Origin of the sequence: Arthrobacter sulfonylureivorans (genome assembly GCF_047607445.1) — a bacterium.
Lineage (GTDB): Bacteria > Actinomycetota > Actinomycetes > Actinomycetales > Micrococcaceae > Crystallibacter > Crystallibacter sulfonylureivorans_A.
The window spans coordinates 90,182-101,296 of record NZ_JBLKRT010000015.1 but is presented as its reverse complement, the minus strand read 5'-3'; the positions used below and the strand labels follow the sequence as shown (position 1 = coordinate 101,296).

9 protein-coding genes are annotated in these 11,115 nt (G+C 65.7%); 1 reads left to right on the top strand and 8 read right to left on the bottom strand.

Translation table 11 applies throughout. The annotated features are described in order from the left end of the window. Positions 1–148: 148 nt before the first annotated feature. The 8 genes from whiA to ACMX2H_RS09375 all read right to left on the bottom strand — a co-directional run bounded on the left by whiA (position 149) and on the right by ACMX2H_RS09375 (position 10,345). Positions 149–1,129: a DNA-binding protein WhiA gene (gene whiA / locus ACMX2H_RS09410; protein WP_136785264.1), complete on the bottom strand. Its 981-nt coding sequence runs from the start codon at positions 1,127–1,129 to the stop codon at positions 149–151. A 15-nt stretch (positions 1,130–1,144) separates the two neighbouring features. Next, positions 1,145–2,185 (bottom strand): gluconeogenesis factor YvcK family protein, encoded by a 1,041-nt coding sequence (locus ACMX2H_RS09405; protein WP_414960229.1) that lies wholly within the window; start codon positions 2,183–2,185, stop codon positions 1,145–1,147. Then, a complete protein-coding gene (gene rapZ / locus ACMX2H_RS09400; RefSeq protein WP_414960237.1) occupies positions 2,185–3,084 on the bottom strand; it encodes an RNase adapter RapZ in 900 nt (299 codons plus the stop codon). The genes ACMX2H_RS09405 and rapZ overlap by 1 nt, the downstream gene beginning before the upstream one ends. Before the next feature lie 52 nt (positions 3,085–3,136). Then, positions 3,137–5,335: an excinuclease ABC subunit UvrC gene (gene uvrC, locus ACMX2H_RS09395; protein WP_414960228.1), complete on the bottom strand. Its 2,199-nt coding sequence runs from the start codon at positions 5,333–5,335 to the stop codon at positions 3,137–3,139. Positions 5,336–5,384: 49 nt separating this feature from the next. Beyond that, on the bottom strand, positions 5,385–6,050 hold the full coding sequence (locus ACMX2H_RS09390; RefSeq protein ID WP_414960227.1) for a lysophospholipid acyltransferase family protein: 666 nt from the start codon (positions 6,048–6,050) through the stop codon (positions 5,385–5,387). Then, positions 6,047–6,763 (bottom strand): HAD hydrolase-like protein, encoded by a 717-nt coding sequence (locus tag ACMX2H_RS09385; protein ID WP_414960226.1) that lies wholly within the window; start codon positions 6,761–6,763, stop codon positions 6,047–6,049. The genes ACMX2H_RS09390 and ACMX2H_RS09385 overlap by 4 nt, the downstream gene beginning before the upstream one ends. A 74-nt stretch (positions 6,764–6,837) precedes the next feature. Next, positions 6,838–9,684, bottom strand: a complete 2,847-nt coding sequence (gene uvrA / locus ACMX2H_RS09380) for an excinuclease ABC subunit UvrA (RefSeq protein ID WP_414960236.1) — start codon at positions 9,682–9,684, stop codon at positions 6,838–6,840. Between the two features lie 277 nt (positions 9,685–9,961). After that, complete coding sequence (locus tag ACMX2H_RS09375) at positions 9,962–10,345, bottom strand: GntR family transcriptional regulator (RefSeq protein WP_136785258.1); 384 nt, start codon at positions 10,343–10,345, stop codon at positions 9,962–9,964. A 99-nt stretch (positions 10,346–10,444) separates the two neighbouring features. Between ACMX2H_RS09375 and ACMX2H_RS09370 the strand changes: the two genes are divergently transcribed. Further along, positions 10,445–11,089: an MBL fold metallo-hydrolase gene (locus ACMX2H_RS09370; protein WP_414960225.1), complete on the top strand. Its 645-nt coding sequence runs from the start codon at positions 10,445–10,447 to the stop codon at positions 11,087–11,089. Positions 11,090–11,115: the final 26 nt, after the last annotated feature.

Sequence of the window (11,115 nt, the reverse complement as noted above, 5' to 3'; positions counted from 1 at the left end):
GTGCTCATGGTTTCCTCCGTCTTCTCCCGGCCGCGGTCCGCGGCTGGGTCGGATTGTCCAACCGGACGGAGGTTTCCGTCCGGTAGCTCTCAAACCGGTCTTCGTTGACCGTGCCGCCGGTACTGCCCGGCAGGCTGCCCATCCCTATCTAGTCGTCCAGCATCTCCGGCGTGACATTGGCTTCGGTCCCGGGTATCCGAAGCTCGGCCGCCCGCTTGTCGGCCATGGCCAGCAGTCGGCGGATCCGGCCGGCAATGGCGTCCTTGGTCATCGCCGGGTCCGCCAGGCGGCCCAGTTCGTCCAGCGAGGCTTGCTTGTGCGCCACCCGCAGTTCCCCGGCGTAGCGCAGGTGCTCGGGTACGTCTTCACCGAGGATCTCCAGCGCCCGTTCGACGCGGGCACCCGCGGCCACCGCGGCCTGGGCCGAACGCCGCAGGTTGGCGTCGTCGAAATTGGCCAACCGGTTGGCGGTGGCCCGCACTTCCTTCCGCATCCGGCGTTCTTCCCACACCATCAGCGCATCATGGGCGCCCATCCGGGTCAAGAGTGCGGCGATGCTGTCCCCGTCCCGAATCACCACCCGGTCCACGCCCCTGACCTCGCGTGCTTTGGCGGCGATGCCCAGCCGGCGGGCCGCGCCGACCAGCGCCAGCGCCGCTTCCGGACCGGGGCAGGTGACTTCCAGTGCAGAGGAGCGTCCGGGCTCGGTCAGCGAGCCGTGCGCCAGGAAGGCACCCCGCCACACAGCTTCGGCGTCGGCGGCCGAGCCGTTGACCACCACGGACGGAAGTCCCCGGACCGGACGGCCGCGGCCATCCAACAGCCCGGTTTGCCGGGCCAAGGACTCTCCGTCCCTGACAACCCGGACTACGTAGCGGTTCCCCCGGCGCAGGGCGCCGCCGGAGACCACGATGATGTCCCCGCTGTGGCCGTACACTTCCGAAATGGCGGTGCGCAGACGCCGCGCCGTCGCAGCCAGATCAACTTCGGCCTCGATCACAATGCGGCCGGAAATGATGTGAAGTCCGCCGGCGAATCGGAGCGTCGCGGAGACCTCCGCCTTCCGGACCTGGGACTTCTTGATGTCGAGGCGAGCAAGCTCATCCTTGACTGCTGCGGTCAGCGCCATGCACCTTGTCCTTACCTAATCCTTGTGGCCTTCGAAAATGTCGTGGTAGGCACTCGCCAGTCTCAACGGATCGTGTACGGGGCGTCCGCCTGAGCTTCCTACTCTACCGAAGACCACGCGCGCACCGAGTTCTCCGGCGGCCTCCTCAAAACGTTCAGTGTTGTCGATCACCCGCAGATCGGCCAGCACCACATCAAAACGCATGCCGGGCGCGCAGCGCTTAACGGCAGCCAGATGGTCCGCCGCCGTCATCCCGGACGTTTCCTTGGTATCCACCGAGAGGTTCATCGTCAGGCATCGGCGTGCTTGGGTGTTGCACAGCGCCTCACGCATCTCTGTCAGCATCAGATGCGGCAGCACGGAGGTGTACCAGGACCCGGGACCCAGGATCACCCAGTCGGCGTACTCGATGGCGTTGAGTGCTTCGACGCAGGCCGGCGCGTCGTCGGGGAGCAGTCGCACGTCATTGACATGGCTGTTCCGTCCGGCCGCGGCCAGGCGGGACTGGCCGGAGATCAGCGCGCTGCGCAAACGCCCGTCCTCGTCCTCCACCAGCACATCGCCCTCGATGGTCAGCGGTACGGTGGCCATGGGCAGCACCTCGCCGCGTGCTCCCAGCAGGGCTCCGGCCCACTTGAGGCCCGCCACCGGATCCCCGAGCAACTCCCACAACGTGACAATCAGCAGGTTGCCCAGGGCGTGGTTGTCCAGTGACTGCTCAGATCCCGGGGAGGACTTGAAGCGGTGCTGCATCACGTCGCGCCAGGTCCGGCCCCAGTCGGTGTCGTCGCACAGCGCCGCCAGAGCCATCCGCAGGTCCCCGGGTGGAAGCACGCCGAACTCGTCGCGCAGCCGGCCGGAGGATCCGCCGTCGTCGGCTACCGTGACGATGGCGGTGAGCTCGGTGGTGAGCAGGCGCAGCGCGCCCAACGAAGCGGACAGCCCGTGCCCGCCGCCCAGCGCTACGACGGACGGCGGTGCCCCGCTCTTCCCGTTCCTGCTGCGGGAGGTGCCCGGGACCGGCACCAGCGGCAACGGTCCGGTCAGGATTGCCACTATTCGCGCCCCAGGTCCCGATGCTGCACGGTCACCTTGACGCTGGGCAGCTGGGCCAGCCGCTTGCCGATTTCCTCGGCGACCGCAACCGACCGGTGCTTCCCGCCGGTACATCCAACGGCAATGGTGCCGTAGTGCTTGTTTTCCCGGCGGTAGCCTTCCAGCACCGGCTCCAGCGCCTCCACATACCGATTGACGAACTCCTCGGCGCCGGAATCCACCAACACGTAGTCACGCACATTCTCGTCGAGCCCGGTGTAGGGACGCAGCGCGGGAACCCAATGCGGGTTCGGAATGAAGCGGACGTCGGCGACGAAGTTCGCGTCCACCGGCAGCCCGTATTTGAAGCCGAAGCTGATCACATTGATGCGTAGCACGATCGGGCCGGAGTCGGTAAAGAGTTCGGTGATCGCCGTGGCGAGGGCGTGCACGTTCATCTCGGTGGTTTCGACCACCAAGTCGGACGAGTCCTTCAGGCTGCTCAGCAGTTCACGTTCGGCGGTGATGCCGTCGGAAATCCGGCCATCGCCCTGCAGCGGGTGCGGTCGACGGCCCTGTTCGAAGCGGCGGACCAGGACGTCGTCCGAAGCGTCGAGGAAGAGCACCCGGTAGTGGACCCCGCTGGCGGCAAGCGCGTGCAGCGCCTCGCGGATATCGCGGAACAGGCTCTGGCTGCGCACGTCCACCACCACGGCCAGCTTGGGCAGCGACTGCGGCATCCGCGAAACCAGTTCGGCCAACGTTCCGAGCATTTGCGGCGGCAGGTTGTCCACCACGTACCAACCATGGTCTTCCAGCGCGTGGGCTGCAGTGGTGCGGCCTGCACCTGACATGCCGGTGACCACCAGAAGTTCGGATTCCACCGGCTTCTCCGGCGTCAGCTCCTCGTCCGCCGTCATCGTCATACCATCCATCCCGACCACACACCCCTCGATTTCAGCTCTAGCCTAACTAAGATTCGATGATTTCGCCGGTAGCCATATTCACTGCCGGCGCGGCCTCGTCCGCAGCCCCGGGCGCCAGCTGCCGCTTCAACGACGCCGCCATCGCGGGGCCGATGCCGGGCACCTGCTGCAGCTCTTCGACACTGGCCGCCTTGAGCTTCTTGGCCGAACCAAAATGTTTCATCAGAGCCTTCCGCTTGGCCGGTCCCAGGCCCTGCACGCCGTCCAGCACGGACACCGTCATGGCTTTGCCGCGCTTTTGCCGATGGTAGGCGATCGCAAAGCGGTGCGCCTCGTCGCGGATGCGCTGCAGCAGGAACAGCCCCTCGGACGAGCGCGGCAGGATCACCGGGAAATCGTCGTCGGGCAGCCACACCTCTTCCAGCCGTTTGGCCAGGCCCACCACGAACACGTCGGTGATGCCCAGGTCAGCCAGCGCCCGGGAGGCGGCGGCCACCTGCGGCGGGCCGCCGTCGACCACCACCAGATTCGGCGGGTAGGCGAACTTGGTTTTCGGCGCCGGCGTCAAAGTCGCTTCCAGCACGGTCTCTTCAGCCACGGTGTTCTCAGGCGCCGTCTCTTCAGGTGCCGTTTGTTCCAGCACGACGGCGGTGTCCCCGCCTTGCGCGAGAGGCTGCGCCGCCTGCTCGGTGGCGGCAGCGGGCGCGTCGGCGGCGCCGCGTGCGGTGGCTTCGGTGGCCTCCTTGGCCTCGGTGACCCCGGTAGCGCTGGCGACAGCTGCCGGTGCCTCGCTGGCGTCAGGGGCGTCGGTGGCGGCGGCGGCTTCAGGAGCCGCCAGGCGTCCCTGGTCCAGCAAATAGTTGCGGAACCGCCGGCTGATCACGTCGTACATCGCGGATGTGTCGTCGCGGGCGGCGTCACCGGTAATCGCGAAGCGGCGGTAGTCGGACTTCTTCGGCAGCCCGTCCTCCACCACCACCATGGAGGCCACCACGTTGGTGCCCTGGACATGCGAAATGTCGTAGCACTCGATCCGCAGCAGCGCTACCGGAAGGTCCAGCGCCTCCTGCAACTGCTGGAGGCCGGCCGAGCGCGTAGTGATGTCGCCGGCCCGCCTGCTCTTGTGCAGCGCCAGCGCCTGCTCGGCATTTTCCCGAACAGTAGAGACCAGCGCGGCCTTGTCGCCGCGTTTCGGCACGTGGATCTGGACCTTGCTGCCGCGCAGTGCGCTCAGCCAGGCCTGCAGCTCTGCAGCGTTCTCCGGCTCCTGCGGCAGCATCACCTGGCGCGGGATCCTGTCCGGGCCGTCAGCGTCGCCGTACACCTGCTGCAGCAGGTGCTCGGCCAAGTCGGCTGTGCTTTGGTCCTCGACCTTTTCCACCACCCAGCCGCGCTGGCCGCGGATCCGGCCGCCGCGCACGTGGAACACCTGGACCGCTGCCTCCAACTCGTCCTGCGCCAGCGCGAACACATCGGCGTCGGTGTCTTCGCTGAGCACCACGGCATTGCGTTCGAAGACGCGGCGCAGCGCGGCGATGTCGTCGCGGTACCGTGCCGCCGACTCATAGTCGAGTTCCGCCACCGCTGCCGCCATCTTCTTCTCCAGCGCGCGGATAAAACGGTCGGCTTCCCCGCCCATGAACGCACAGAACTCGGCGGCCAGCGCCTTGTGGTCCTCGGGCGAAATTCGCCCCACACAGGGCGCGGAGCACTTGTCGATGTAACCCAGCAGGCACGGCCGGCCGGTGCGCTGGGCGCGGTTGAACACACCGGTGCTGCAGCTGCGCACGGGGAATACCCGCAGCAGCGTGTCGACGGTCTCACGGATCGCTTTGGCCGGGTAGTACGGGCCAAAGTACTTCACGCCCTTGCGCCGCTCCCCGCGCATCACCTGGACCCGCGGGAACTTTTCCCCCATCGTCACGGCCAGGTAGGGGTAGGACTTGTCGTCCCGGAACATGATGTTGAAGCGCGGCGTGAACTCCTTAATCCACGTGTACTCCAGCTGGATGGCTTCCAGTTCGCTGCCGACGATCGTCCATTCCACCGAAGCCGCCGTATGCACCATCGCGTAGGTCTTGGGCAGCAGGTTTTTGGGACTGGCGAAGTAGTTGTTGAGCCGTGAGCGCAGGTTCTTCGCTTTGCCCACGTATATGACGCGGCCGTGCTCGTCTCGGAAGCGGTAGACGCCGGGATTGGTGGGGATCTCCCCCGTCCGCGGACGGTAAGATGCCGGATCAGCCATTGTCGGTCACTCCCTTCGTCGTCTCGTTATTGATCTGCCGCCGGGACAGTCAGTCCGACGGCGCCTTGTTGTAGCTATGTGAGCGGTCCTGGCCGGTGAGGTCGGCGATCGCGTCCATGATCTGGTCCGTCGCGGATCGGCGTGCCGGGAGTGAATGCTCCGGTCCGGTCCGCTCGAAGTAGAGCGGTTTGCCGATCCGGACGGTGAAGTGTTTCGGCCGTACCATCATCTTCCCGGCCGGCTGCAGCAGCTCGGTGCCGATCAGCCCTACCGGCAGCACCGGCGCTCCAGTGGTCAGGGCCAGCCACCCCACACCGGTTCGTCCGCGGTAGAGCTTGCCGTCACGGGACCGTGTTCCTTCAGGATAGATCCCGAAAGCCTCATTGCGCTCCAGCACGTCAAGTGCGGTCCGCAGGGCTGCCACGCTGGCCGCCTGCTCGCCCCGTTCCACCGGAATCGAGCCCACGCTGCTGAAGAACCAGCGCATGGCCGCACCCTTGGGTCCCTTCGCCGTGAAGTACTCCGCTTTGGCAAAAAACGCCACTTTCCGCGGCATCATGGCCTGGATGATGATGCTGTCCAGAAAGGAGAGGTGATTCGGCGCGACAATCACCGGGCCGGCGTCAGGAAAATTCTCAATGCCCTCGATGGTCGGCCGGCAACTCCCCCGCAGGGCGGCGCGGAACGAGGCACGGGTCAGTTCAAACGTCTTCATGCGGCCGGGCCCGGCGCCCCGGCCGAGGCGGCCTCCTGCTGTCCAACCGCCAGCCGTCCGATGGCCGCTTCAAGTTCCGGCATGGAATGCACGACGGCGGAGGCACCGGCGGCTTCCAACTCGCCGTCAGCTGCGAATCCCCAGCTCACCCCGATGCCCGGGATACCCAGATGCTGCGCAGCAGCCATGTCGTACAGCCGGTCGCCCACCATCACCACCGGTCCGAAACCGTCCGCAGCCTCCAGGGCGGCCTGCAGGATGGGTACCTTGCCCAGTCCCGGGGCGCTCGGAGCGGGATCGTCGCCCTCGGCTCCGTGGATGTTGTCGAAGAACGTGTCCAGCCCCTTCAGGCGGAGGAGGTCGCGGGCCAGGCCGGTGGGTTTCTGCGTGGCCACCCCCAACATCATGCCCGCCGCCAGGAGCCGCTCCAGGACCTCGGCGATGCCGGGGTAGACGCGGCTTGCTGCCATGCCGTGCTCGCGGTAGCCGGCCCGGTAGAGGGCGATCACTTCGCCGAGCCGATGCTCCGGAACGCCGGCGCCGCGCAATGAATCACCTAGCGGCGGCCCCACCAGGGTCCCCAGTGTGTGCTCCGGCGGCACCGGCAGTCCGGCAGCCTCGAGCGCACCGGCGATGCCGCTGGTGATAGCGCCCGCGGGGTCAACAAGGGTTCCGTCAAGGTCGAACAAGACCAGCGCAGGCAATTGAGTCACCCGGGTATTTTCCCACAAATCCGCGGATCGGCCGGAGCCCATTCCTGCGGCGGAATATGTCATCCCGTCGCGGTTCACTGGCGCTCGAGTGCCTCCGCCAGGAACCGGCCGGTGTGGCTCCCCTCGACTGCGGCAACCTGCTCGGGAGTACCGCTGGCAATAATCTGGCCGCCGCCGGACCCGCCCTCGGGCCCCATATCCACGATCCAGTCCGCGCTCTTGATCACGTCCAGGTTGTGTTCGATGGTGATCACCGTGTTGCCCTTGTCCACCAAGCCCTGCAACACCTGCAACAGCTTGCGGATGTCTTCGAAATGCAGGCCGGTGGTGGGTTCGTCCAATACGTAGATGCTGCGTCCGTTCGACCGCCGCTGCAGTTCGCTGGCCAGCTTGACGCGCTGCGCCTCACCGCCGGACAGCGTGGTGGCGGGCTGGCCGAGCCGGACGTAGCCCAGTCCGACGTCGACCAACGTCCGCAAGTGGCGGGCAATCGGGGTGAAGGCGGCGAAGAAATCCGCCGCTTCTTCGATGGGCATGTCCAACACCTCGGCGATGGTCTTGCCCTTGTAGTGGACTTCCAGGGTCTCCCGGTTGTACCGCGCGCCGTGGCAAACCTCGCACGGGACGTAGACGTCCGGCAGGAAATTCATTTCGATCTTCAGCGTGCCGTCGCCCGAGCATGCTTCGCAGCGGCCGCCCTTCACGTTGAATGAGAACCTGCCGGGCAGGTAGCCGCGCAGCTTTGCCTCGTTGGTTTCGGCGAAGAGTTTGCGGATGTTGTCGAAGACGCCCGTATAGGTAGCCGGGTTGGACCGTGGGGTGCGTCCGATCGGGCTCTGGTCCACGTGGATGACCTTGTCCAACTGGTCCAGCCCTTCCACCCGGGTATGCCGGCCGGCCACGTGCTTGGCCCCGTTGAGCTTGTTGGCCAGCACCTTGTAGAGGATGTCGTTGACCAACGTCGACTTGCCGGAACCGCTGACGCCGGTCACGGCGGTGAAAACGCCCAGCGGGAACTGCGCATCGATGCCGCGGAGATTGTTCTCGCGGGCACCGACCACCTTCAACTGGCGCTTCTTGTCAACCTTCCTGCGCTTGGCCGGAAGCTCGATCCGGCGGCGCCCGGACAAGTAGTCGCCGGTGATGGAACGCGTGTTTTCCAGCAGTTCCTGCAGCGAGCCGGAATGGACTACCTCGCCGCCGTGTTCACCGGCGCCCGGCCCGATGTCGACGATCCAGTCCGCCTCGGCGATGGTGTCCTCGTCGTGCTCAACCACAATCAGGGTGTTCCCCAGGTCGCGCAATCGGGTCAGGGTCTCGATCAGCCGCCGGTTATCCCGCTGATGCAGCCCGATCGATGGCTCGTCCAAGACGTACAGCACGCCGACCAAACCCGAGCCGATCTGGGTGGCCAGCCGGATGCGCTGGGCCTCGCCGCCGGACAACGTGCCGGCCGCCCGCTCCAGGTTCAGATACTCCAGGCCCACATCCAGCAGGAAGCGAAGCCTCGCTTGAATCTCGATGAGTACCTGGTGGCCAATCTGCGCTTCGCGGGCAGTCAGATCCAGGGTGTCCAGGAACGTGCTGGCCTCGCGCAGCGGCAAGGCGGAGACGTCCGCAATGGACTTGCCGTTGATCAGCACGGACAGCGAGGCAGGGTTCAACCGAGCACCGTTACACTCCGGGCAAGGCACTTCCCGCATGTACTCCTTGTAGCGGTCCCGGGCCATTTCGGACTCGGTTTCCTCATGCTTGCGGTGGATGTACTGGAAGGCGCCTTCGAAGCCGGTGGAGTACTTGCGCTCCCGTCCAAAGCGGTTGCGGTACTGCACCACCACTTTGAAATCCTTGCCGAGCAGCACCGCGTCGCGGACCTTCTTCGGCAGGTTCTTCCACGGCTCATCCATGGAGAATCCCAGCTCGTGGGAGAGACCCTCGAGCAGCCGGGTCCAGTACTCCTGAGTGGCCTTGCCGAGCGACCATGGGGCGATGGCGCCGTCGGCCAGGCTGAGGTCCGGGTCCGGGACCACCAAGTCCACATCCACTTCGAGCTTGCTGCCAATGCCGGTGCAGGCAGGGCAGGCGCCGAACGGATTGTTGAAGGAGAACGAGCGCGGTTCGATTTCATCGATGGCCAACGGGTGCTCGTTGGGGCAGGCCAGATGTTCGGAGAAGGCACGCGTACGGCCCGGGTCGTCTTCGTCGAGGTCCACGAAGTCAGCCAGAACCCTGCCCTCGGCCAACGCCAAGGCCGTTTCCACTGAGTCGGTCAGGCGCTGGTGGATACCTTCCTTGGCCACCAAGCGGTCCACCACTACCTCGATGGTGTGCTTGTACTGCTTGCCGAGCTTGGGCGGTTCGGACAGCTGCACCTGCTTGCCGTCCACCTTGGCGCGGGAAAATCCTTTGGCGGTCAGTTCCTTGAACAGGTCGACAAACTCGCCCTTGCGGCCACGCACCACCGGCGCCAAGACCTGGAAACGCGTCCCCTCGGGCAGCTCCTGCAACTGATCGACAATCTGCTGCGGGGTCTGCTTCTCCACAGGTTCGCCACACTGCGGGCAGAACGGGCGCCCCACGCGGGCCCATAGCAGGCGCAAGTAGTCGTAGATCTCCGTGATGGTTCCCACGGTGGAGCGCGGGTTGCGGCTGGTGGATTTCTGGTCGATCGACACCGCGGGCGACAGTCCCTCGATGAAATCCACATCCGGCTTGTCAACTTGGCCCAGGAACATCCGCGCGTACGAAGACAGTGACTCCACGTACCGGCGCTGGCCCTCGGCGAAGATCGTGTCGAAGGCCAAGGAAGACTTCCCGGAGCCGGACAGGCCCGTGAAAACGATCATGGAGTCGCGGGGAAGATCTACGCTGACGTTCTGGAGGTTATGCTCGCGGGCGCCCTTGACGACCAAGCGTGACATATCCGCGGAGCGGGAAACGGGGGTGGCGGACTCCGAATCGGTCGCCGGGACGGACGTTTCGCTTGCTTTTAGCACGGTATCTACTCTAATCGAAAATTCGTTCGAACTTGTATTAGATCGGTCACGGTCACTGCTACTGCGGACAACCAGCGTCCGCATTTCCCACCGCCGGGAGCGCAGTACGACGGCGCAGCTCGGCATGGTTCTTCGGCCGGCGTCAGTGCCTCCCGGCTCGCCTGAACGTCCGCTGGGCCGTGGTCCGCCGACTCGTCTCGCGCTACTTGATGCCGTGGCGTTCCATGGCGGCCTTGGCGGCGGCCAGGGCTTCCTTGGTGCTGATTCCTTGGCCGTGAACTGCCACTGCGAACGCTTCGGCGGCGTCGCCCAGTTGCTGCCGGGCTTTGCCGGCGCCGGCGCTGACGACAGTGCCGGCGCGGCCGTGCGTCTCCACCCGACCCGCGGTTTCCAGCTCCCGATAGGCGCGGGCCACGGTATTCGGCACCACACCCAGATGATCGGCCAACCGCCGGACCGGCGGCAGCTTGGTGCCCACCGGCAACTCTCCGGCATCTGCCGCTTCAATGATCCGCAGCCTCAACTGCTCGAACAGCGGCACGGCGCTGTCGCGGTTCATCCGCCAGTCAAAACCACTCGCTTCCATCGCCCGTGCCCGCTCCTCGTCGTGTCCGCAGCATGTCGACTGCTACAACCAGAATGACATCCGGAGCCGTCCCGGTCGACTGTCGGTAGGCTGGACCACATGTTGCTTCACGAAGATCCTGCAGTCACGATCCGCGCCATTTCGGTTTCCGACATGGACAATAACGTTTATCTGCTAACCGCCAAAAAATCAGGCGTCCAGGTACTGATTGATGCTGCCGACGACTTTCCGGCCATCCAGCAACTCCTCCGCGATGGAGCCGCAGATGCGTCCGCACCTGCCAAAGTCGCGTTGATCATCACCACGCACAGCCACTGGGACCACGTCCGCGCCTTGCCGGACGTGGTGGCCGCCACCGGAGCCAAGACTGCTGCGGGCACGGAGGATATTCCCGCGATCGAGGTGCCGACCGACGTTTCCCTGGAGCATCAGGACGTCGGCCGGTTTGATGGATTCTCGCTGGAATCCATCAAACTCCGGGGACACACCCCGGGCTCGGTGGCGCTGGTCTACCGCGCTCCGGCCGGTCCCGCGCATGTTTTTACCGGGGACTCACTGTTCCCCGGAGGGGTGGGCAATACCCAGAAGGATCCGGCGCGCTTCGCTTCACTCTTCAACGATGTCCAGGACCGACTGTTCGGCTACCTGCCGGACGACACGGTGATCCATCCCGGCCACGGCAAGGGAACCACGCTGGGAGCGGAACGGCCACATTTGGACGACTGGAAATCCCGCGGCTGGTAGCAAGCGTCAACAACCCCGACAGACGT